Origin of the sequence: Paenibacillus jamilae, from assembly GCF_050482105.1 — a bacterium.
GTDB lineage: Bacteria > Bacillota > Bacilli > Paenibacillales > Paenibacillaceae > Paenibacillus > Paenibacillus jamilae_B.
In genome coordinates this window covers 254,628-277,816 of sequence record NZ_JBCNHI010000020.1, presented here as the reverse complement: position 1 = coordinate 277,816, position 23,189 = coordinate 254,628, and the positions used below count along the sequence as shown (strand labels likewise).

The following is a 23,189-nucleotide window of genomic DNA, read 5'->3' as shown; positions in this document are numbered from 1 at the left end:
CCAGCAGCTTGTTAGGGCTGTGGATCGGGATTTTTGTATTAACAGTCATTTGACTGCGCTCTTTACTATTAACCAGGCTCAGGAGCGCAACGTTTTTTTAGCCTGTTGAAGCCGTTGTACCTCTTCACCAAGCATTTCCTCAGCAACTTCTACTGCATCGTCACCAAGGCTATCCTTGGCCTGCTGTATGGCATGCTCCGCATGAGTTTGCGATTGCTCCGCCTGCTCAATTAGCTGCTCAGCCGGATGAGACAGCGCCTGAGAGACAGCATTGTGAAGCTTGTCCACCGAGTTTTGTGTTTGAGCCTCGACACTGTGGTTGTCGAGCTTGGAATCATATTGGGCCATGAGTCACTCCTCCTTCTAGGCATGGTCTACATCGATTAGCATGGATCAGAAGGAGGGAAACTATTCAAGAGGTGCCAACGATACGCACTCAAACTATTTTATAAAGCGTGCTGCCTTCTCTAATACTTCATCCTCTGTAGCCGCACTCACATAACGTCCGTTCACATACACAAATGCCCGTTTTCCACATGGACCGCAATACGATTTGCAACCGATTTTGATGTCAGCATCGGGTGCCATCTTTTTCAACTTAGGCAAGATCGTTTTTAAGCGGATATGATTGCACTCATCACATACGCGAATATCATTAGCCATCTGTCATCCCTCCGAGCTCCGGCTTAGTGGTCGCCGTGATTACCTTGGGAAGGGTTAGTAATGACAAATCCTTCTTCGGGGAAATACAAGTAATCAATTTTCACACCATCCAGCAACGGCTGACCGCTTTCCAAAATTACATCAATGCCTTTATCCGTAGATACAACAGTATCTGTTTCCTTAGGCGTGTCCAAATCCAGCCCGTAATGAGCATGGTCTCCATGAGCATGAGTAATGACAACACGCAAGCTCTTTCCTTGGTTCTCTTCCTTATCCAGTTCAAGCTTCAATACTTTAGCTGCGTTACGAGTAATTTTGCAGTTCATTCAGCTTCATCTCCTTCATATTCATTAATGAAATGTGGTTTGATGGATACCATCTACTCCACACAACCTAGCGAGTAAAATCAAAAATTCCAATAATTAGCCTCTTCTTGATAAAAAGAAGGTGTGCAGCATAGCACAAGGCAATATTCCTATTATAAAGAAAATCGCAAAAAATCGCAATCACGAAATTCATAAGCTTTCATCTATCGGACACGTACGTGCTGTTTTTCAAGCATATCGGGATATTTTCGTTCAGCACGAGTAACAAACCAATTCATAAGCAATAACGTCACGCCAATGTCATCGATGGGCATAAATGGCATGACATCTGGCAGTATCCAATAAAGCAATACAGGCACCGCAAAAAGTAATTTTTCACCCAAAGGAATCCTCGAAGAGGTAATTAGGCGCGGAATACGACGAAATACATGTGACCACTGACGGAGAGATAGTAATCTTTTCCACTTCATAGGTTGTTCACTCCATTTCCAATGCTCCTAAGTATATATACCCTATTGAAGGGACGTGTAAAGAGGAACACTTGTTAAAAACGTGCTCCTCCTAATACGCGCAAAGGGTGCAATACGTTTCAGCAGGCCCGATCTGTTACCATGACAGCACCGTCGCCATTAACATGCCAACCTCTGCTGCAATATCATCATAATCATGCATAGGCAGCGGATTTACGCCTAGACCGACTTCAACGGTAAATCCCGGTTTACCAAACCGCTGTATAAACCAATCTTTATACCCTGCATCACTTCCCCCTAGCTTTACCGCCCGATACCCTGTTGCGGCAGCCAGCTGTAATGCCCAATCTCGACTCTCCTTAGGCTCCAGATCCCGATAATTCCAATAGATTTCCTGTCCCTGGCTGTGTATGGATAATACCATGTCGAATTGTTCGCGCTCCGTTAGAGCGGCAAGGGCCTTGGACTCTGGCTCAGACAAAGGCGCGGGCCCTGCATAGTCTCGTCGAGACGGACCTGTCTTACCGCGTCTGCGTACCTCTTCTTCCCAATACGCCGGAAACTGATCGTTAAGGTCGACACCGCGAATATTGGCCTTCCAGCCACGATAATCAGCACGTCCTTCATTCCATTTTCTGAGTTGATGATACAGCGGATGAGTTGGGAGTACGCCCTGTTGCACCAGTTCCACTCCATCCGGATTGACCATCGGTACGACCCATAAGGATGTATGCTCCATCAAATCTAGCGGAGAGCCCCCATACACCCATTGAAGATTCTCCGTCAGTTCCCTCTGTTCACCGTGAAGCTGCCCAGCGTCTTGTTCTCCACTTCCATCAATTCCTTGTGCATATTGTTCTATAAAACGCAGCAGACAAGGTGTGGTCAGCCATTCGTTAGCATGTACAGAAGCGTTGGCATGAATTTTCCGCGTTCCCTGCCCGATTCGTATATAAGGGATATCTTTCCCCATGACACTGGTGCCAATGCTGCCAACTTCAATAAACGGATATCTGCGGGCCAATGCCTTCAGGTCTTCCTTCAAATCGTCATAACTATACTCTCCACGTAACCGTACAATCTGATCCTGATGATCTTCAGGAATGATAATTGTCTTTCCTTCTACAAAATCATGCTCTGCAAGCCTGGAATTGGCGAGCCGTAGTTTACCAAGCTGTATACCGAATTGTTTGGCAATCTGTCGTGCGTTCTCCCCAGGCTGAATAACGTATTTACGCTCCGTAGACGGACGAATATATAGCAATTGACCACAAATCAGATAGGGTTGCGTGGCGGCCCACGGATTATCTGCGATCAAAGTATCCGCCGATATTCTAAAAGCCGAGGCGACCCGGTGCAATGTATCTCCTTTTTGAACGATATATTCCCTCATCTTACTACGCCCCTTCCATCTGCCTTAATGCATGTTATGCTGACGCTGCGTGTCTTGATGTAGCGAAAAGCAAAACAACCAACTTCATTTGTCCAATGACAAAAAAGTTGGTTGTCTCGTTAATCTAGATGGGTGACCTGCCAAACAACAGGCGTTTGTCGAATTTGCTCTCCAAGCCACTGCGCGGCAATGCGCTGGAACAACTCTGGATCGCCGGAACAAAAAAGCTGATGCACCGGCGTTTCATCCCCGGCCTCCAACTTGCCCTTGTTATACAAAATGGTACTCGTCTCTCGTGCAGTTTCATCTGCTGAGCTAATAAGCTTCACTGCCGGACCCATGACTTCCTGAATCGTTTCCTTCAAAAAAGGATAATGCGTACACCCAAGAATCAGACAATCAATCGGATACGTTTGAATAGGTTTCAATGATTCCTCCACAACCTGCGATGTCGTCTTAGAACGGAACAACCCTTGTTCCACCAAAGGCACAAGTGCAGGGCAAGCGTGGCTCACCACGTCTACATAGGGAGACAACTGCTTGAGCGCAGCTGTGTATGCTCCGCTTCGAATCGTACCGACAGTTCCAATCACCCCGACATACCCGGTAGCGGTCGCACTGATTGCAGCACGAGCCCCAGGGTGGATAACTCCGATCACCGGAATGGATACCTTTTGGCTTATATACTCCAATGCCGCAGCTGTTGCTGTGTTACAAGCAATAATAATGACTTTCGGATTAAATTGAATCAGAAAATCAACCATTTGCTCTGTAAATTTTTTGACCTCTTCCGATGGTCGGGGACCATACGGGGTGCGCGCAGTGTCTCCAAAATAAATGATTTTTTCCCGGGGAAGCTGACGCATGACTTCTTTTACAACCGTCAAACCTCCTACACCGGAGTCCAATATTGCAATCGCTTGCTGCACGTACACACCGCTTCCTTTTTTGTTTAAATATGAGTTGTTTCATCTCGGAAAGCTATCCGTTGCTACATAACTTATGTCGTATTCGCGTAAAAGGTACCCCCAAAGATTACCCTAAAACGAGGAAGCGATCAACAAAAAGGCTTCACCCTAACGGGGGAAGCCTTAAGCTCAGATTATAGTCGGTTGTTTCACCTACACTATACAGACAGTTACAGAGCATCCTCTCCCGTATTCTCTTGAACAGACACGGCTGAAACACTAACCGTTGAAGCTATATCACTCTTTTTACGCCATTGACCTATCTCATGAATAACGGCTGAAGCTGTCTCCTTAATTTTGTCAGTATACTCCATGGAGGTGTCTGAAATTTTCTCCGCAAGCTCTTGCCCCTTGTCACTCACGTGACGCGCCCGATCTGTAATATCCTGACGTAGCTCGCGACCTGACTTAGGAGCAAATAACAATGCAGCAATCGAACCAGCAATGCTGCCTGCCAACGCGCCACGGATAAAGCTTTTGTAGTTCTCCTTCATATTCATCTCTCCCTTGTGCCCGGGCGAATGCCCATCTGTTAATGCATTATAAGCATGGAGAGCTTGTCATGATACAGAGAACAAGCTAGGAAAATTTCTACTTATCTTTGGAGCGGATACGATACAGGCAGCAACGGCCTCCATCCGCCAAACAATCCTCACGGACAACCTCGGCATCGAGCAGTTCCTCAAACATTTGCTGTTCGCATTCACAAGCCTTGCGATAACGATTGGCTATCTGAGAGATAGGACAATTGTACTCCATAATAGAGTAACTACCATCTTTCTCCTCACGCCACTCTGCCATATAACCCGAAGCGTTCTGGATGCCCGAGAGCTTTTCCACACGTGAAGCCAATGTAGATTCACTCTTTATGTGAGGGGCGTAGCGCTTCATCATTTTACGTTTTCTACCGTCAAACAACGAGTGAACAGCTTCCATTCCCTGCTCTTCATCCAGTTCCTCTAGCAGTTCCAGTAACAGATGATCATAATTACGAGGAAACTGCTCGCTTCCCTGATCGCTCAGGCTGTACAAAAACGTCGGGCGTCCCATCGCCTGTCTCACGATCGTAGCCACGATCAGACCATCCTGCTCCATTAATTTGAGATGCCTGCGCACCCCCATTTCGGTAATGCCCAATTGAGCTGCCAAGCTTCCGACGCCCACAGGTCCCTGGGTTTTCAATAGTGTCAAGATCATGCGCCTAGTGGGCATTTCGGGTACGATATACTTATCCGTCACTTTTGCCTTTACACTCCCTCGGGCTGAGGACCCAATTCCTTATTTAAATAATCGTGCACGCTAGATACAAAAAGCTCCAGCAACCCAGGCAGCTTAGGTGTAAGTGGGTGAAGACTTGTCCGGTCCCAATGGAAATACTCCTGTACTAAGGGTTTGCGCAAGGCTACCAGCTCTAATAGTGAATGAAATACAGCATCATCCAAAACACCTTCCTCATGAATGATACCGATAATGTCCTCATAGCTACTGGCGTCACGCATAATAAAACCGTCGATGATATAGCTTCCTACGTCCGTTACCGTCTCAATGGCCAGATGAAGGCAACGCTCCTGCACTAACCCCTGCAACAAATCGCCATTCCAGGCGGCGGATGTCTGGCGAAGTCCGGCGACAATGTCAGGAACAGCCCTTAGTCGAAGCTCAATTTGTTCCCGGTTGACATAATACAAAGTCCTGCACCTCCAGTAACCGCTTTAGATTTCATAATCAACTGCGATAGATACATCCTTCACTTCATTCATGTGTACAATAATTTCCTGGTGCACAGGGTGTACCTGATACGTTTGCAAATCTTCCAGTGTTTCGACCACAGCGGTAAGGGAAATATCATAAGAACGTTCTGAACGAATCACATCCGTACCTACTTCAAGTGACAGCAGCTCTTTGATTTTACCATTCATGCTGCGTAAAATGGATGCCGTATGTTCAATGCTTTCAGGGGAGCGGTCTTTCAATTTGAACAAAACAATATGTTTAATCATGCGTATAGGCTCCTTATCTTAAAAATGTTCTCTTGAAAATTTTATCATAACACCCCACATACGGGAAGAAACTTTGTAATCTTAACGATCTTTTCCACCATTTTTACCATCAGAGTCCTTGTCCTTTAATAGGGCAAAAAAATTCTTGAGCTTCGGTGGAAGCGGCAGACCCATTCGTGAACAGTTTTCCGTAATCGAGATCAATTCGTTGGATAAATAAAAATACGTTGCCGCCCCTTTCATGATTTCCGTACCCATCAGGAGATCCATATGATGAGCCAAAGAAATCACCATCAGCATTAAAGCCTTTCTCGCCAACCCCCAAAAGCCGGCTTTACTGCTTAACCCTTGCCCAGTCTTAACAGCGGCAGCGACACCCGTCACATAATCAACAGCCATTGCAACTGTAAATAGCACCATAAGCTGATTCCAGCCGCCAAAGGCAAACGTAATAATGGCTCCTGCGGTGGCACAAATCATACTAAACATACTCGGATTTATATTCATACCTAGTCCTCCTCTCGGGGCGGTTACTGTAATATATGCAGCGACGTGGTAACCCGTAAAGTCATATGACCTGTACGTAGATATGAATTCATAGATTCATATAAAACAAGCTGTGAATTTAATCATGTCCAAGCAAATACAGCAAAAGGCACCTTCATAACCACACAAAATGGTTATAAAGATGCCTTACTTTCTTTTCAAGCTAATTTAATTAACGGTGATCATTCCAAAAATTAAGCGGAGTCAGATTATCATTCAACGGCTCGAACGAATATCCTTCTTTCTGCAAGGCTGCCATGATTTGCGGAAGCACCTTGATCGTAGATGGCTTATCATGCATCAGAACAACTGGTGTTCTGCCTTGCTTTTTCAGTCTCTTAATATCACTGAGGACCGTCTGTACAAAATGCTCTGGATTTTTGGTATAACGCCAATCATTGGAATCTATGTTCCAGTCCCAAATATGATAGCCTGCACCCGTCAGTTGATCGCGGTATGCTTTCTTCAAATACGGTTTGCTGCCATAAGGTGTACGAATCAAAGAAGTGCGTTTTCCTGTGGCCTTAAACAAAATCTCATTATCCTGATTCATCTCTGCCAGTGCTGCTGCCGGGGATGCATAGATCTTTTTCACCTGGTGTGTCATCCCATGTAGGCCCAAGCCATGCCCTGCGTCTACCATTCTCTTCATCACTGCGCTATGTTGGCGAATTTCAGGCCCTAGCATGAAGAACGTAGCCTTGGCATTATATTTGTCCAGAATATCCAGCAGCTGCGACGTATGCGCTGTAGGACCATCGTCAAAGCTCAAATAAATGGTGCGGCTGTTAGGCTTGGCATTTCCCGTATTGCCTGTATTGCTAGTTTTGCCTGGCTTTACAGATTCGTATTGCTTAATTTCCGCCGCGAATGTATTCAAGAACTGAGCATCAGACAAACTAGCGTTTGCATTCTGAATTCGATACACATTACTAGAAGGAATCGTAATAGTGAAGCCGAACGCATCGGTCAAAGTGCGAATTGGCACCATCGTACGTCCCCCGCGCTCAAACACATCACCCTTGTTTAATTCCAGCGTGAAGCTGCGATTATGTCCAGTCAGCACCAATGTATTTCCGTTGGCCGAAGTAGAAATGCCCATCTTTTGCCCCAACGTAACGACAGGAACGTATAGCTTATCATTTTCCATTACGGGCTGAATCGTATTCGAATCTAGCAACACATCATTGACCCCAAGCAAAGGAGCCTTCGCTTGTGCACTCGCTGTATTCGTATGTATGCCCAGCAGACCCAAACAACAGATTGCCATCAAGCATACAGCCATCCATTTTACTTGTAAAAGCTTCATTCATTACACCATCCTGTGCTGTATTTTATAATGTGCGGGAGCTATCTCTAGCTTGTCTATGAAGTTATACAGACATGACGATATAGACATGGCAATATAGACATTCACTCAACATATAGAACATAAACGCATCTCAACCGACTGAACCGGACGTCTTTTTGGCCCCCTATACATATTAATAGATTACCAGACTATAGTAGGTAAATATAGTAAAACAATTTGAAAACAATCTCGCAATCCATCTTACCAAATAAGTTACAAAGTTGTGAATAAAATTTGATAGAACTAGAGACTACCTAAAGAAATATGAAGGTAAGTACTTGGGGATAGAACTGTGGTATCTGACTGAAAATTCTAGGCTTATAATAGACTATGGAATGTCATAGGGGAGTATCCTTTAACCCGTTTACTTGGTATTAAGTGTTGATATAAAGAAAAGAAAGACTTTGGGGACTGCTGCTTCCAAAGATCTTTCCATTTGTCTATTCTATTAATGATACCTCGAACCTCTTATTAACTTCATCCAGATAATTGTCAAAAAACAAATCCTTATTTGTAAAACCTAAATAATATTCATAGTCTTTCTCATCAACAGATGAATAATATTCCTGATGAAATAAAACATTGAAATATTGTTTAAAATCTGAACCTTTTTTAATGACAATACATCTAAAAAAATGATCAATGTCAATTGCTTTAATAATATCTTCCTTTTGCATTGCCGAAAACCACATTATTTTCGGCGGTGTCTGATTCGATTCATTCCAATGAGGTATAGATTCCTTCCATGGCAACACCCACTCGGAATTCACAAAAACACACCTTTCTGAGATAAAATTCTGTGTACTAACATCAAATAAATGCAAGTTCCTTTCGTAAAAGGAAAATAATATAATTGAGTCCTTTTCAATGAATAACCTTATCAAATCAGCAATATTCTCTGCTGACATATTATGCTTAATCACACCATAAGGCCGCTTAAGATTTATTTCCAAATTCATCATCCTATTCATCTCGAAATAATATATACTCTCAAGGTCTTCCTATTGCTAAAAATTTTCATTTAAATTCTATCAATTACTTTTCATTAACTTCTATCAATTACCATCCATATTCATTACCCTTCTCTTCTCATCTAACCATTCATCTTCTCTTCTCACCCATTCTTCAGGACTTAATTTTTCGTCGGTCCAGAACGTAGAAGAGTCCACAGCATTACCATCTTTATCGGTTGCAATAACAGATGTCCTACTTTTACCGAAACCAAATTAGGACAAATTTGATGACCATCCTGGTTGTAAGTTAAACAATGAACACCTATATTTCCCTTACAACATTTTGAATCACGATTCTCTTCATTGTCTTCATAGAAACAATTTGCCTCTAAAACGATATGTTTCCATCCCATAAAAATCCTCCTTACACTCAAAAAGCAGCATTTAGTTCCCTAATGACGGCCTTGTAGTCGTGGTTGTTTATTCCAAACCACTCAATTACACTGTTTTCTCGAAATAATTCCATAAGCCCGATAAGAACCATCAACTCGGGCAGACACATACTTTCTACCACTTGGAGCACCATTTAGGTACTCAAAATCCAGACTTGGATGGTCCGGATTCTGCTTGAATTGTTTAAAAGCCGCATCTGCCGTTTCTTGTATATTTTTAGAAAGTTTATCGTACGATTTGTTAAATCCTTTACTTTTAATACTGGTGTATCCACACGCACCTATATTATGCACCCAAATACTAAGGTCGCTTACAAAATACGTATGAAACTCTTCGACCGTCATGTTGTAAACCATTGCCTGCTTGTGCAACAGTTCAATACTGTCTATTTTGAGTGTATTTCCGTCATTCTGAACAAGCAAGTCTCCAACCTTGAGATCTTTAGCAAACGTCCATCCTTTGCCTTCTACCCAAAACGAATGATTATAGGTGGATTCTATGACTTGGTCTCCTACATGGATTTGATAAATCTCATTTGTCTCATGGTTGAACGTAGCCGTAACCTCTTTATAAGCTACCTTACCCGTTGCCTCATCTTTGGAAAGAACCCTATCTCCGACCTCAATGTCTTCGATATTCTTCTCCTCTTCGTTTGTTTGAACCTTCGTACCTGCTGTAAAGCAATTACATTTACTTATAACTTCTTTTACTGTTTTGCCCGTACTGGCACTTTTACCTTTAGTTACTTTAGCTATTGCAGGCCCTTCTACAAGGGAGCCACTTACAAAACTCGCACACTGTACATCATAGTAGCAACCCATTACTGCATCAGATATACCTGATTTATCCCATTTAACACGAGCCGCGCCTTTAGGATACCATGTCCCCTGTTTCACCCCGGCAGCGTAAATAGACCGACCAAAATTAATAGAAATGGAATCTGGAATATAGTCTGCATTTTTACCTAAGCCACTGCAATATCCAGGGTGGGAATAATATTTCCCCCTAACCGTTGCTGTGCACCAGTTCCCGGTTGGTCACTATTTGTCAACGGATTATTATGCACATACGTAAATCCATTCAAACTTAACGGCTCGTTTATCTCGCCCTGATACGTATCCTCGCCCATAAAACGGGCTGTACCCGGATCATACCAGCGAGCCCGTAGGTACTGTAGCCCGGTCGTATCATCCCAATACTCACCAGCATAACGCAGCACATTCGGAACGGTCTCTTTGACCTTCTCCGGGCCGCCCCAGATATCGTAGCTGTAGCTATTCAGTTCCTTACCGAACTATCACTTAGGCCTACCACATCACCGTGACCGTTGAGCTGATAATATTGCAACTGCCCGCTTGCTTTTTCTTGACCACAAAAAACCGGACCTGACACTTCGGTTGCCGTTTTGATCGTAGACGTAGATCTTATTCTTTGTCCTGTAGGTTCAGTAACTAACCCTAGTAAGCAGTTGGTATTTTCTTTTGTATTAAGGTTATTTAGAGATTTATTAATAATTCAGAACTAAAAATGAAAAAAGACCACAATACGAAACTATCTCGTATCGTGGTTAATAATTCAAATTCTACTTCAATCTTTGTGCAGTTCCAGCTTTTACATCAATTAAAAAAACTCTAGGATCCATACCATACCTACCGTTGTTATTTTCATCCAATGTAGACAATTCGTATTGATCCGGTACTTTTGTCGGTTTTAGAATGCCCCAAGCCCACCCCTCGCTACCTCCAGTAGAGTAGATATCCCTTTCTGCTCTTATAACGATAGGAATGTCCACTTCTACTCCTGTTGATCTATTTTTCAAATGTAATTGCTCCCGACTATTTCTTTGAAAAGGGTTGATTAAATCAATACGATATTCATATTTTTTATCCGATGTTAATCTCAAAGGATCACTATCTACATCTTCGTATAGCCACCCTTGCGTGGGAGTGCTATCAACCAAATAATAAGAAAGAAATAGTAACGCCACCATCATCATTGCTGACACCAAATATTTTACTCCCTTAAATGGAGCCCACCCTTGTTGTATATGAGTTAATGATATTAACAATATGATGATAGAGGGAACTCCGAACACGATCAATGTAACGCTCGCTACTATGTCATGACCACGTTGAAAACCGCCTGTTGATCCAACAACAAACCATATTAACGCAGCTATATTTATAAGAATAGGAATTATCCATATGATTTTAAACCAAATAGGCATTTTCATCTTCTTCCCTCCATCTTTCTTCCAAAGCGAAAAAATCTATACAAATCAAATTCTAAATCAATACTACTTAACAACAATAATTCATCTAATCCAAAGACTCTATCGACTAAGAAATAATCAAATATTCTAATATAATAATTAGATTTATTTATTTATTTATAAAATTTTTGAATCTGGCTTTTTCAAAATTATGCCTTACTAAATGTGGCTTTACATATTTGTCCAAAACATTAGGGTTATTGGGCATTACAGAATGTGCCTCAAATGGTTTATTTAAATAAGTAGATGACAATTTTACTCGAATATTTTCAGCACCAGGATATTCGCGTTTGGCACTTGCTAATAGCCACATACTTCCACCATTGACTTGAACAATATCATTAACATTGTAAACATTAATATGTTGTCCCACCTTCGTTTTAAGCCTGTATTCTCTTATCGGAGTAGCTATCGTGATAAGGGTGTCTACATGCAAGCCGCGTTCTGCAAGAAAATTAGTTACCATTATAGACACATTCCCTCCATGACTATGTCCCATTAAACGTATAGGTTCTTTTGGATTATTCATCTGATAACTATAAATTTCGTCTGCTATACGCCTTGCTGCAGTTTCTCGGGCTTCAGTTTTATTCCTCCCGCTCCAGCGTAGAGCCTGCACCGGCTCATTGAAAAGTTCCTTTTTAATATACTTTTTACTATTATCCCATGTACTCGGTTTGCCAAAAGTACCATGAATTAGCCAAACTTTATGTCCACTTGGATCAATATACTTTAACGGATTATTGCTTGCATACGTATACCAGTTCAAGCTTTGAGGATTGCTCATCTCGCCCTGATACGTATCCTCGCCCATAAAACGGGCTGTACCCGGATCATACCAGCGAGCCCGTAGGTATTGTAGCCCTGTCGTATCATCCCAATACTCGCCAGCATAACGCAGCACGTTCGGAACGGTCTCTTTGACCTTCTCTGGGCCGCCCCAAATATCGTAGCTGTAACTGTTCAGTTCCTTACCCGAACTATCACTTAGACCTACCACATCACCGTGACCGTTCAGCTGATAATATTGCAACTGTCCGCTTGCCTTGTCCTGTCTAGCCCACAGTTGACCGGACAAGTCATATACGTAAGCGTAGGTGATCTTCGCTGTTCCACCTTCGACCTCGGCTTCTGCAATCAGCTTCGCTTCCTCGTCGTAGTAGTACCGAGTCGTTTTGCCATCCTCCGTACGCTCGTACAGTAGACCGTCTCCGTTATAGCTGTATCTGACCTCTTTGCCTTCACCGCTCACATGGGTCAGACGACTGACGGAATCATAGTCATAACTGGCGTTTGTCATACCAAACACTTTGCCGCTGCCTTCGGTGCTTCGGCTTCCATTCGGATCGTAGCCGTATGTCTTATTCTTCTCACCTGTGGCTTCGCTGGCGATTCGGCTGGACGGATCATATCCAAATTGATCCGTGGTTCCGTTTTGTGTACGTCCGACGATGTTTTTATTCCCATCCCGCTCATAACCAAATTGGTGCAGCGCCGTACCGCCTTGTTCTACCGTAACCCCGGACAAATCCAGTCCGTTGTAGCTGAATCGCGTACTCAATCCTCTGCTTGGAGACTGACTTTTCAGCAACCCATTCGGAGCATACTCAAACGTCATATGATCCAATGTTAAGGGCGGAAGCGGATAAAGTTCCGTCTGCCTTGTATTTTGCGTAATCAAAACGGCGATTGTCTGTATTTGACCCATCATGCTGAATGGAACGGGCTGTCCATCCTTCATTCACAACTCGGTAGCTTTCATTCTTAGAGAGCGTAACTCGCTCTAATGCTGGGTCCTCCGATGTACTGTAGGTGAAGACGTCCGTTACTTTTACGGTTAATGCTGCTGTTCCCGTATTCGTAATAAACGCTGTGCCTCCCCCAGGAACACCAATAGGGCTAATGCCGTAGTCCATATGGACAGTGCTGATATCTCCGTCCTCTTTGTAGCTTACACTATCGTACAGAATGCCTTTAGATTGAGAAGCGTTGCTGTATATAGATTTGCTAACTGTATCTGTATTCTGAAATTCATAACTTTCTCCGGGATCAATTATGATCGACGTATACTCTACCGCTGCCAAGCTCATCATGAGTGCGTTATAAACGCTGTTTGTTGCAGAAGTTGGCGGTTCGAAAGAAGCTGTTTCATTCGTGAGTTCCTGTTCCTTCTGTTCTGAATCTGCTTGAGCTTGCTGCACTCCATCACTTAAATTTTGTTTTTCCGCTCCTGCCACATTAGGCAAGCACAGCAAAGTGTTTGTTGCCAAAAGTGCCGTCAGAAACCATACCATTACCTTTTTACAAATCATTTAGCTGTATAACCTCCCTTTCTCTCGTCAAAAAAATTGCATGTCGGGCTGTAAAAAAACCCACTTTTCTCTCTCTACATCCTTACAATCATAAGAAAAGAACATATTACCTCCATTTCCATAAATAAATACATATTTTAATATATTGGCACCTTAAACTTCCATTTTTATAGGTCAAATGGACCCAATTTTCCATAAACCGGTTAAGCCCATGGGATTAAAAGAAAATCAGGAGAGGAGTCACTTGCAAAGCCCCCTTCGGGTATAGTAGTATGTGTTTAAAAAAAATCGGAGGGTATATGCCTAAACAACAAGACAAACATTCCATTCAGGCGTGGTCTCTGATCAATCGCAAATATTTGGGAAAAGGCGTGCGTGTCAAACGTTTTCGCAAACCAACACGCTGTCAAGTACGCAATCGCGTTTTACTTGCCGTTTTGATGGCTAATGACATTAAACTGTCCCAACTTGCCGAGGAGCTTTCCATTTCCTCTCGCAGCGTCAGCGCGTGGGTATATGAAGGTCGTATTCCCGGCAACACTAATCTGGAAAAGACGTGTAATACACTGGGTTACCCGCACCATATTCTATTTAATGAAGAGGTTGTCCGGCGTTCACCGCTCATTTGTCAACCATCGCCGTCCCGTTTTATGAAACGGACTGTAACTCGTTCTCCGGTTAAAAATCGGATTTTGGCGGGTTTGTGCATGGTACATGATATTTCGGTGACCGATGTCAGTCATTGGATTGGCGTTCACCCGGGTACATTTCGGAAATGGTTGCATCAGGGTACCGTTCCTTCACAAACCTTCCAGGATCAGGCGGAACAGTTTTTCCGTATTCCAAAATCCATTTTGTTTGCTGATGCCATGCTGAAAAAGTAACAATGTCCTTTAAAACGAAATGATTGAAATTTTCATGAAAGTATTTGAAAGGAACGCATTACCATCTTTCATTTAATGAGACTTTCACACCATGTAATTCACAGAATATAAAAAAGCAAAAAAAGCACAGTCTGCCGATTCCTCGGCGCACTGTGCTTTTTAGATAGCAAAAAGTTCAATTGCTTCTTGCTTATCATTAGTATACTCTTTAGGAATGGGTGCTTGCCACTTCAGTTGAACACGTCCAGCGTCTGCTTTGGTGGCCTCTAGCTTGTTCATCACCGGGTTGCCTCCACACCCAAAGTCGCGTGCAGACGGCTATATTCCTCATAGAGCTTATGATAGATGTCCACGTTATCAGGGATTGGCTTGAAGCTCTCATCACGTATACGTGCCATATGACGCGCTGCTTCGGCGATATTGTCGTAGCCTCCGCCCCAACTTCAGCTCCCGCAACCATGGCTGCCAGTTGACCTCCCAAACGTCCTTATTTAATGTTTATAATATATATAGGTCACTCTTCTTACTTTCATTTCTGGCACTACCCTCACCGTACACTTGTACGTACAACTCAACCAACCTTTTTTATGTATCTTTCGATAGATTTATGTACACAATTTTTGAATTGTACAGCAAAAAACAGCCCATTTTCTGCAATCCAGAAAACAGGCTGCTCCGTATAGCGAGTAGTAAACCATCAGCTTAAAATTTTTTAGACATTTCCTGAACTGGCCCCGTGGATTCGCGTACAATTAACTCTGGCGATATAATCCACTGACGATCTTCTTCACGGTACCCCTTCTCTTCAATCATCGATAGTATGGTATCGGCGGCACGTAACCCCAATTCTTCCTTGGGGTGCCGAATGGTTGTCAGTTTGATTTCCGTTGCTGTCGCCAAAAATGAATCATCAAATCCAACCAGTGATAGGTCGTGTGGAATACTTAGGTCCGCCGAACGTACAATGTCCAACAGCCGCACCGCCAGCTCATCATTATAGGTCACCCATCCGGTCGGACGTTCCCCCGCCTCCATCGCCAACAGCTGTGATGCGCGTTGTAACGGAAGCTCATTTTTTTCTTCTGTCCGGTACGTCGTTATTGCGTTCGGATGTAACGTCACTCCATATTTACGGTGAGCTGATACAAATCCCTTCATCCGCAGAATTCCTTGCATATCATCGGTTTTGAAAAACCCGGCCAATTGTCGGTGCCCCAGCTTGATCAAATGCTCTGCCGCCAAAAAACCACCCTTTTCATCATCCAAACGCAGGCAAGGCGCATCCATCTCTTCATAACGCGCATTGATCATTAAATAAGGGATGCGGCGATTTTCCACAGTCAAATAATAGTTCAAATTGGGATTACGTTCCCCGCTTTTGGTCGGCTCAACAATAATTCCGCTCAGTGGTTGGCTCAGCAGCATTTCCAGGCATTGACGCTCTTGCTCAGGATCATTACCTGTGCTTGATAATAGCAGTTTGTAGCCTTGGCGGCTTAGCTTGGACTCAATTCCCTGTACAATGGATGGAAAAATATAATCCGATATATAGGTTGTAACGACTCCAATCGTCCTTGGATTTTCAGGCTGCTTATGATCCCGTATCGCGACAAAGGTTCCCTTGCCCTGTATGCGAAGCAGCCAACCTTCCTGTACCAGCTCACCCAGCGCCTGACGCACCGTTTGCCGACTAACTGTAAATTGTTCAGACATTTCATGTTCAGATGGCAGCTGGCTTTGCGGCTCCAGTCTGGATGAATGAATCCATGATAAAATCTCCTGTTTAACTTGTATATATTTGGGCGCCATAATGTCCTCCGTACTTGCCATATCATGTACCTATTCGTATTCCGATTATAGCATATCGTCCATTTGTACATACAAATGTAACAGGAGCAGGTTATTGTTGTATAGCTACCGGAGGCGTAAACTCATTCACCAATCCCTTTCTCATGCTTAGACTGAATGTATAAAGAACTCAGATGTGATGCAGTACATTACGAACGAAGCAACTGACGTTCATTCATATACTTGAGTCCGGTATAGCGATCACGCAAAGTATGTGCCGTACGCAAAGCACGGTCAAGCTGCTCCTGCGTAACCCCCAGCTCGGCAATGGTAGACGGACCTCCAACCAGAGCTAGCCATGCACGCATCTGTTCCGATGTAGGCAAAGTCCGATATACTACAAATGCCTCCACATCCTGAGTGGTAGCCAATTTCCTATACATGTCAGACAGCAAAGCGGAGGCAACACCTACTTTGGCACCATGCAAAACCTGCTTGCGCCCTTCTGCAATAAAATCCATCTCAATTCGATGAGAAATATGATGCTCTCCACCTGAGGCAGGACGGGAATGATCAATCATCAACATCGAAATACCGGATGCAATCAGCGCATTCATCAACACCTCGACACCTGCCTTGCTGCCTGCCGCAATCTCATCGACATGCTCTACACAAGCACGTAAGGCCTCCTCGGTAATTCGGTCAGCCACAGGTGAATATGGCTCGTTCCCCAAATCTCTGGACACATGCCAGTCCGCTAATGAGGTGAACTTACCGAGCATATCGCCAAAACCCGCAGCGGTCATCGCTTGAGGAGCACTCGCCAGTACGGACAAGTCAGCGAAGATCGCCTCTGGCGGAACAGCTTGGAACGTCTGCTTGCTACCATCCACAATTAACGGGGCACCGGCTGAGGTAAAACCATCCACGGAGGCAGCCGTTGGGACTGACAAGAATGGACGATTCATTTTATAGCATACAAAGCGAACCAGATCGTGAATTGTGCCAGACCCTACAGCAAGTACAGCCTGACTTTGATCCGTCACACCCAGTAGGACCTTCATAATATAAGTTTCATCAGCAATGACGTCCCCTACAGCATTTGGAGGCAGCCGAACTACATCAACTGTCAAACCTGCTTTATAGATTAATTCAGCTACTTTTTTTCCCGCTGCCGCTGAAGTATGCTCATCTTCTACCAGAGTGACACGCCGATAATTTTGTTGATTCAGATAAGGAGCAATGGATTCAAGCGCTCCATCCCGTACCTCGATAAATAATTCGACCTTTCGGTGAGGATGATCAGCGTTACTAGCCTGCGCTTCTTCGTTCCACAGCTTGATCTGCTCATTCATATCCATTTCATCAGCCTCCTGAAAAAGGAATAATTTGTACAAAAACGATCCATACTAATCAATAGATTCCGTTTGAAAACGATTACTATTTAATTGTACGCACAAGTGTAGGTCCAAGTCCAGAAAAAACGTACAAGTTACTATTCAATCCAACTATTCGAAAGGAACATGCTGATGAAATTTGGAACAGACATTGCCTGCGCACTCGGGTTACTGGCAGGTACAACATTTGGTAGTGGTATTGCTTTTTTGTTCGGCTGGCAAGCTTATCGTGCTCTGGCTTCTGTCACGGTCTTTGGCGTTGCAGGGATTATTATTACTATTGTCGTTTTTCGCTTACTGCACCGTAAGTCGCTTTCTACGTCCAATTCTCGATAAATTTTGTAGATACCAGCCCAGTTCAATTGAATTGCATACATAAAAAAACGGGTCTCACAAACCATGTGCAGCTTGTGAGTGCCCGTTTTTGATTTGGAAACTATTTACTTAACTTCTGGATCAACGTCCAAATCATAATCAATTTCATCAAAACCGAATCCAAACAATTGAAGGAAATCGAGACGGTATTGTTCAAGATCACCCAGTTCGGACACGTTTTCGGTAGTAATCTCAGACCAAGCTGTTTTAACAGCTTGCTGCACATCCTCTCTCATTTCCCAGTTGTCCAGACGAATGCGTCCTTCTTCGTCCGTTTCCACAGTGGACCCACTATATAGTGTCTCGAACAGACGCTGCGCCTGCTCAATACAACCCTCGTGCAGTCCCTTTTCTTTCATGACCTTAAACAGTAAGGAAATATACAGAGGCACTACGGGAATAGCTGAACTGGATTGTGTAACCAAAGCTTTGTTCACTGAAACGTATGCCTTCCCATGATAAGGCTCCAGTTGCTTTGTTAAAGTATGCGCAGTAGCTTCCAGATCGTTTTTAGCTTGACCAATGGTTCCTTTACGATAGATAGCCTCCGTAATCTCAGGACCAATATACGAGTAAGCCAGTGTGGTAACCCCTTCAGCCAGCAGGTCGGCTTCTTCCAACGCTTTTAACCATAAGGACCAATCCTCACCACCCATGACCGTGATGGTGTTATCAATCTCCTCCTGAGTAGCTGGTTCCAACGTAATTTCTGATACGACGCCCGTGTTCGTATTCACCGTTTTATTCGTAAACGGCTGTCCGATGGGCTTGAGAACAGAATTAAAGGTTTCTCCTGTATCTGGGTGGGTCCGCCGTGGTGAAGCCACACTATACACGATCAGGTCTACCTTACCGAGCTTTTCCTTAACCAGCTTCAACGTCTCCTGCTTAATTTCATGGGAAAAAGCATCACCATTAATGCTTTCTGCTATGTAGCCAGCCGCTCTGGCTGCTCTTTCAAAGGCCACTGTATTGTACCAGCCTGCCGAAGCCGTGCGTCCCTCTGAAGCAGGACGTTCAAAGGATACTCCTACAGTGTCAGCTCCCATACCGAAGCTCGCAGCAATGCGGGAAGCCAGTCCATAGCCTGTGGATGCTCCGATCACAAGTACCTTTTTAGCTCCTTGTAATGCCGTACTGTCTTTGATGTAGTCGATTTGACGATTAACGTGAGCCGCACATCCTGCAGGATGCGCAGTCGTACATATGAAACCACGAATTTTCGGTTTAATAATCATTGCAAGGGTCCCCCTACTTTGGCATTCATTTAATATTGATGGAATGGTTGTCCAGTCATAACTATATTACAAATCAGTTTGCGGCTCAACCTAGATAACAGCGGATTTTGAAGTAGCTCTTTATAATCCTAACAAAAAAACGAAATAGTATGTTTAGTCACTATTTTAGATGAATAAAAAAATTTCACAAAAAAACAAAGGCATGTTATAAATAAAATGAAATAACCGTTTACTATCTTTTTAACAGATTGTATTCAATGTCTCATCACTCGTGTTTAAGAACTGGAACATTATCTCGGGCAACACAGCCAGAATAGTAGCCATCCTCCTTAATGTAAAGCCCCAAAAATTTTACGCATCAGACCGACCGAATAAACGCTTACTTTCGGACATTAATATCACCCCCTTCAATATTCAACATCCAGATGAATTTGTAATTAAAGTGCTTTTTTAGCTAATATAGCCATTATGATTCGCTACCTTGGTCTGAACCTGTCCTTTGGGGGCTGACCTTGTAGGATAACATTACGAGCGAAACCTCATTTATGGGGGGGGAAGCTGTGATGAAACAAGGAAAGAAACAGGTGGATCTGTGCTCCACAATACGAAAGGAGGTTATCAGTATAGATAGATCATAAATTGGAAATTGTATTTCACGTTACAGGGTTAGGAAATTATTATTTTATTAGGAGATGAAAGAATGATTTCACGTGTAAAAAAAACAGTTTGCGTAGTATTGGCATTTGTAACTGCACTGCCGCTCATATTTAGCCTGGCAGCACCTGCCGAAGTCTCAGCAGCAAGTGATGTAACCATTAACTTATCGGCGGAAAAACAAGTGATTCGCGGTTTTGGAGGAATAAACCTTCCGGCTTGGATCGGAGATTTGACAGCATCTCAAAGAGAAACAGCTTTTGGTAATGGAAATAATCAGTTAGGTTTTTCAGTGTTAAGAATTTATATAGACGACAACAAAAATAATTGGTACAAAGAAATACCAACTGCAAAACGTGCAATTCAAAGCGGAGCAATCGTTTTTGCTTCACCATGGAATCCTCCAAGTGACATGACTGAGACCTTTAATCATGATGGTGATACAAAAGCAAAGCGCCTTAGATATGATAAGTACGCTGCTTATGCGCAGCATCTTAACGATTTCGTCTCCTACATGAAAAATAATGGCGTGGATTTGTATGCTATCTCCGTCCAAAATGAACCTGATTATGCACATACTTGGACATGGTGGACTCCACAAGAAATGCTTCGTTTTATGAAAGAAAATGCTGGGTCTATTAAGTGCAGAGTTATAGCACCTGAATCCTTTTCATACTTAAAAAATATGTCAGACCCTATTTTAAACGATCCACAGGCTCTTTCTAATATGGATATTCTTGGAACCCATACTTATGGTACTAAATTCAGTGATTTCTCCTATCCTCTTTTCAAACAAAAAGGAGCGGGAAAAGAGCTTTGGATGACAGAAGTTTACTATCCAAATAGTGACAATAACTCGGCAAATCGCTGGCCTGAAGCATTGGATGTTTCATATCATATGCACAATGCTATGGTAGAGGGAGATTTTCAAACATATGTTTGGTGGTACATTCGTAGACAATACGGTCCTATGAATGAGGATGGTACAATAAGCAAGCGTGGTTATAATATGGCTCAGTTCTCGAAATTTATTCGCCCCGGATATGTACGAGTAGATGCAACGAAGAATCCAAGTACAAACGTTTACACCTCGGCATATAAAGGTGATAACAAGGTAGTTATTGTTGCAATTAATAGAGGTGATTCAGCAGTAAGCCAAAGATTCGCCCTACAGAACGGGACAGCATCGAGAGTATCTTCATGGGTAACGGACGGCAGTAGAAATCTGGCAGCTGGATCACCCATCAATTTGTCTGGCGGTGCCTTTACAGCCCAGCTCCCTGCCCAAAGTGTGACAACTTTTGTTGGTGAATTGGGTGGCAAGAGCACCAGCAACACGACTTATGGAGCTCAGGCAGATGCAACATTGACCCACTCCGTAGTAGAAGCCACCTATGCAGGTGACGACACTATCCAGTATGTCAACTTTAATGCTGCAACAAATGCAACCGTACAATGGAATAGTATCTACTGCGCTGTTCCTGGAACTAAAAATGTGAAATTCCGCTATGCCTTGGAATCAGGGACTCGAAATCTGGATGTTTATGTTAACGGAACAAAAGTAATCAGCAATGCAGACTTTACAGCAACGGGTAGCTGGGCAACCTGGGGCGAAAAAACAATTCAGGTACCTATGAATAGCGGAAACAATACTTTAAAAGTAGTAACTACCGGTACAGAAGGACCGAATATAGAAAGTATAAACGTCTCAGCCGAATAGGTGCATGCAGGCGAAAATTCGAGAACCTGGGTCTTTTCCAAGATTCGGGTTCTCTTTTTCCCAAAAGGATATTGTCCATCAAAACTCAAACCCTTGTTTCTACATTGTTCTACGGCTTAATTCCTCTTCCAATTTAAATAGAACTGTTTACTACAACTGCAACAAGAGGTAGGACAGCCAGAACGGTACAACCACTCCACCTCTCGTATGAGGAGGACTTCGGGAAAATGACCCGCGCCAAGTGCTAAGGTGAGGAGTAATACAATGTAAATTCCGATTATATCAAAAAAGCCCCTGATCGCCACAAGGACAAATTCAGGAGCTATTTCATTAAATCTGTACATCTATTGGCGTAGCTCGACTATGGTTGAACGACCAGCGCAGCAACACGTTCATAAGCCAGCTTCGGACGGTGCGATTGATCGAATAACAAAGGCCAGTTTTTCCGGTCTCTGACTGGAAAGCCGTCCAGCCAGGTATAATCGTCGGCAGCCCCCCAGAATGTGACTGCACTGATGCAGTCGCGGTATTCCCGCAGGAGATGGAAAACCGCTTCGTAAATCTCCGCTTGCCGTTCCAGCATTTCCTCGGAAGGATGAAGCAGGTCGGTACGTCTGTCATCAAATCGAAAAACTGACAAATCCAGTTCCGTTAGCTGGAGCTGAAGTCCCAGCTCTGCATATTTTTCGATAGCTGCGCGGATGTCGCTTAGGGAAGGATCGAACAGATTCCAATGAGCCTGAAGACCGACGCCGTGAATCGGCACTCCCTGGTCCAGTAGCGACCTAACCAGCCGATAGATACGATCCCGCTTATAAGGATGGGATTCATTATAGTCGTTGTAGAACAGCAGAGCCTTAGGATCTGCTTCATGGGCATATTCAAAAGCCTTGGCGATAAAATCAGGTCCGACGATATCCAGCCATTTCGACGGGCGAAGAAACTCCTCCTTGTCTGACTCCTCGTCCGAGATGACCTCATTTGCCACATCCCAGCAGTATACAGTATCCTTATACCGACCAACCACCGTTTGGATATGCGAGCGGAGCCGTTCCAGCACCAAGGCACGATCCGCCGGACCGCCTTGTTCATTCTCAAACAGCCAATCCGGCGTTTGATTATGCCAAACCAGGGTATGACCGCGCATTGCCATCCCATGCTCCTTGGCAAATGCAGCTAATCGGTCGGCATTCTCGAAGGTATACACCTCCTCCTTCGGATGCAAGCTTGAGAACTTCATTTCATTTTCTGCTGTAATACTGTTAAAGTGGTAAGCAAGCAACGATTTCTGTACCTCAATAGTTAGAGGGTTGACCGCCGCTCCGATCTGGAAATCGTCTTTGTATAATTCTTTTAGTGAAGCTTCTTGCCGTGTCGATAAATTCATCCTTATCCTCCTTGTGCAGGCCATCGGCAAACTCTTACT

General features: G+C 43.7%; 26 protein-coding genes. 3 read left to right on the top strand and 23 right to left on the bottom strand.

Features of this window, described 5'->3' with window-relative positions; genetic code table 11:
• Window positions 1-78: 78 nt before the first annotated feature.
• The 19 genes from ABEW32_RS20155 to ABEW32_RS20065 form a co-directional block, all read right to left on the bottom strand.
• Window positions 79-348: a hypothetical protein gene (locus tag ABEW32_RS20155; protein WP_430191138.1), complete on the bottom strand. Its 270-nt coding sequence runs from the start codon at window positions 346-348 to the stop codon at window positions 79-81.
• Between the two features lie 93 nt (window positions 349-441).
• Window positions 442-663: a YuzB family protein gene (locus tag ABEW32_RS20150; protein WP_430191136.1), complete on the bottom strand. Its 222-nt coding sequence runs from the start codon at window positions 661-663 to the stop codon at window positions 442-444.
• A gap of 23 nt (window positions 664-686) precedes the next feature.
• Window positions 687-989, bottom strand: coding sequence for an iron-sulfur cluster assembly accessory protein (locus ABEW32_RS20145; protein ID WP_013370462.1), 303 nt, complete (start codon window positions 987-989; stop codon window positions 687-689).
• Window positions 990-1,192: 203 nt separating this feature from the next.
• Window positions 1,193-1,459: a hypothetical protein gene (locus tag ABEW32_RS20140; RefSeq protein WP_058711182.1), complete on the bottom strand. Its 267-nt coding sequence runs from the start codon at window positions 1,457-1,459 to the stop codon at window positions 1,193-1,195.
• A gap of 136 nt (window positions 1,460-1,595) precedes the next feature.
• Complete coding sequence (locus tag ABEW32_RS20135) at window positions 1,596-2,852, bottom strand: M14 family zinc carboxypeptidase (RefSeq protein WP_430191133.1); 1,257 nt, start codon at window positions 2,850-2,852, stop codon at window positions 1,596-1,598.
• Window positions 2,853-2,971: 119 nt separating this feature from the next.
• On the bottom strand, window positions 2,972-3,781 hold the full coding sequence (racE, locus tag ABEW32_RS20130) for a glutamate racemase (RefSeq protein WP_430191131.1): 810 nt from the start codon (window positions 3,779-3,781) through the stop codon (window positions 2,972-2,974).
• Between the two features lie 209 nt (window positions 3,782-3,990).
• The gene (locus tag ABEW32_RS20125; RefSeq protein ID WP_430191129.1) at window positions 3,991-4,314 is read right to left on the bottom strand and encodes a YtxH domain-containing protein; all 324 of its coding nucleotides are present in this window, start codon (window positions 4,312-4,314) and stop codon (window positions 3,991-3,993) included.
• Between the two features lie 97 nt (window positions 4,315-4,411).
• Window positions 4,412-5,059 (bottom strand): helix-turn-helix transcriptional regulator, encoded by a 648-nt coding sequence (locus ABEW32_RS20120; protein ID WP_430191127.1) that lies wholly within the window; start codon window positions 5,057-5,059, stop codon window positions 4,412-4,414.
• A gap of 8 nt (window positions 5,060-5,067) precedes the next feature.
• Window positions 5,068-5,508 carry a DUF86 domain-containing protein gene (locus tag ABEW32_RS20115; protein ID WP_430191125.1) on the bottom strand — a complete coding sequence of 147 codons (441 nt, stop codon included), beginning with the start codon at window positions 5,506-5,508 and terminating at the stop codon, window positions 5,068-5,070.
• Window positions 5,509-5,532: 24 nt separating this feature from the next.
• Entirely contained in the window at window positions 5,533-5,820 is a 288-nt protein-coding gene (locus tag ABEW32_RS20110; protein ID WP_013309679.1) for a Dabb family protein, read from the bottom strand.
• An 81-nt stretch (window positions 5,821-5,901) separates the two neighbouring features.
• A complete protein-coding gene (locus tag ABEW32_RS20105) occupies window positions 5,902-6,327 on the bottom strand; it encodes a phage holin family protein (protein WP_430191123.1) in 426 nt (141 codons plus the stop codon).
• A 211-nt stretch (window positions 6,328-6,538) separates the two neighbouring features.
• Window positions 6,539-7,675, bottom strand: coding sequence for a polysaccharide deacetylase family protein (locus ABEW32_RS20100; RefSeq protein ID WP_430191120.1), 1,137 nt, complete (start codon window positions 7,673-7,675; stop codon window positions 6,539-6,541).
• Between the two features lie 482 nt (window positions 7,676-8,157).
• A complete protein-coding gene (locus tag ABEW32_RS20095) occupies window positions 8,158-8,679 on the bottom strand; it encodes a hypothetical protein (RefSeq protein ID WP_430191118.1) in 522 nt (173 codons plus the stop codon).
• A gap of 170 nt (window positions 8,680-8,849) precedes the next feature.
• Window positions 8,850-9,083, bottom strand: a complete 234-nt coding sequence (locus tag ABEW32_RS20090; protein ID WP_430191115.1) for a hypothetical protein — start codon at window positions 9,081-9,083, stop codon at window positions 8,850-8,852.
• Between the two features lie 81 nt (window positions 9,084-9,164).
• A complete protein-coding gene (locus ABEW32_RS20085) occupies window positions 9,165-10,019 on the bottom strand; it encodes a polymorphic toxin-type HINT domain-containing protein (RefSeq protein ID WP_430191112.1) in 855 nt (284 codons plus the stop codon).
• 68 nt (window positions 10,020-10,087) lie between these two features.
• Window positions 10,088-10,342: an RHS repeat-associated core domain-containing protein gene (locus ABEW32_RS20080; protein WP_430191110.1), complete on the bottom strand. Its 255-nt coding sequence runs from the start codon at window positions 10,340-10,342 to the stop codon at window positions 10,088-10,090.
• A 363-nt stretch (window positions 10,343-10,705) separates the two neighbouring features.
• Window positions 10,706-11,356, bottom strand: a complete 651-nt coding sequence (locus ABEW32_RS20075; protein WP_430191107.1) for a hypothetical protein — start codon at window positions 11,354-11,356, stop codon at window positions 10,706-10,708.
• 148 nt (window positions 11,357-11,504) lie between these two features.
• Window positions 11,505-13,013 carry an RHS repeat-associated core domain-containing protein gene (locus tag ABEW32_RS20070; protein ID WP_430191998.1) on the bottom strand — a complete coding sequence of 503 codons (1,509 nt, stop codon included), beginning with the start codon at window positions 13,011-13,013 and terminating at the stop codon, window positions 11,505-11,507.
• The gene (locus ABEW32_RS20065) at window positions 13,003-13,707 is read right to left on the bottom strand and encodes a hypothetical protein (RefSeq protein WP_430191104.1); all 705 of its coding nucleotides are present in this window, start codon (window positions 13,705-13,707) and stop codon (window positions 13,003-13,005) included. The genes ABEW32_RS20070 and ABEW32_RS20065 overlap by 11 nt, the downstream gene beginning before the upstream one ends.
• Before the next feature lie 299 nt (window positions 13,708-14,006).
• On the opposite strand from ABEW32_RS20065, the gene ABEW32_RS20060 reads away from it, so the two are divergent.
• Window positions 14,007-14,591, top strand: a complete 585-nt coding sequence (locus ABEW32_RS20060) for a helix-turn-helix domain-containing protein (protein ID WP_013370447.1) — start codon at window positions 14,007-14,009, stop codon at window positions 14,589-14,591.
• Window positions 14,592-15,293: 702 nt separating this feature from the next.
• Here ABEW32_RS20060 and ABEW32_RS20055 read toward each other — a convergent pair.
• Window positions 15,294-16,400, bottom strand: a complete 1,107-nt coding sequence (locus tag ABEW32_RS20055) for a GntR family transcriptional regulator (RefSeq protein WP_430191102.1) — start codon at window positions 16,398-16,400, stop codon at window positions 15,294-15,296.
• 188 nt (window positions 16,401-16,588) lie between these two features.
• Window positions 16,589-17,740, bottom strand: a complete 1,152-nt coding sequence (locus ABEW32_RS20050; protein ID WP_430191099.1) for a sn-glycerol-1-phosphate dehydrogenase — start codon at window positions 17,738-17,740, stop codon at window positions 16,589-16,591.
• Between the two features lie 168 nt (window positions 17,741-17,908).
• Here ABEW32_RS20050 and ABEW32_RS20045 point away from each other — a divergent pair, with 168 nt between their 5' ends.
• A complete protein-coding gene (locus ABEW32_RS20045) occupies window positions 17,909-18,112 on the top strand; it encodes a hypothetical protein (RefSeq protein WP_430191097.1) in 204 nt (67 codons plus the stop codon).
• A 104-nt stretch (window positions 18,113-18,216) separates the two neighbouring features.
• Here the strand turns inward: ABEW32_RS20045 and fabV are convergent, their stop codons facing one another.
• Window positions 18,217-19,389 carry an enoyl-ACP reductase FabV gene (gene fabV, locus ABEW32_RS20040; protein WP_430191094.1) on the bottom strand — a complete coding sequence of 391 codons (1,173 nt, stop codon included), beginning with the start codon at window positions 19,387-19,389 and terminating at the stop codon, window positions 18,217-18,219.
• 700 nt (window positions 19,390-20,089) lie between these two features.
• Here fabV and xynC point away from each other — a divergent pair.
• Entirely contained in the window at window positions 20,090-21,763 is a 1,674-nt protein-coding gene (gene xynC / locus ABEW32_RS20035; RefSeq protein ID WP_430191091.1) for a glucuronoarabinoxylan endo-1,4-beta-xylanase XynC, read from the top strand.
• 361 nt (window positions 21,764-22,124) lie between these two features.
• Here the strand turns inward: xynC and ABEW32_RS20030 are convergent, their stop codons facing one another.
• Window positions 22,125-23,150, bottom strand: a complete 1,026-nt coding sequence (locus tag ABEW32_RS20030; protein ID WP_430191089.1) for an endo-1,4-beta-xylanase — start codon at window positions 23,148-23,150, stop codon at window positions 22,125-22,127.
• Window positions 23,151-23,189 lie beyond the last annotated feature (39 nt).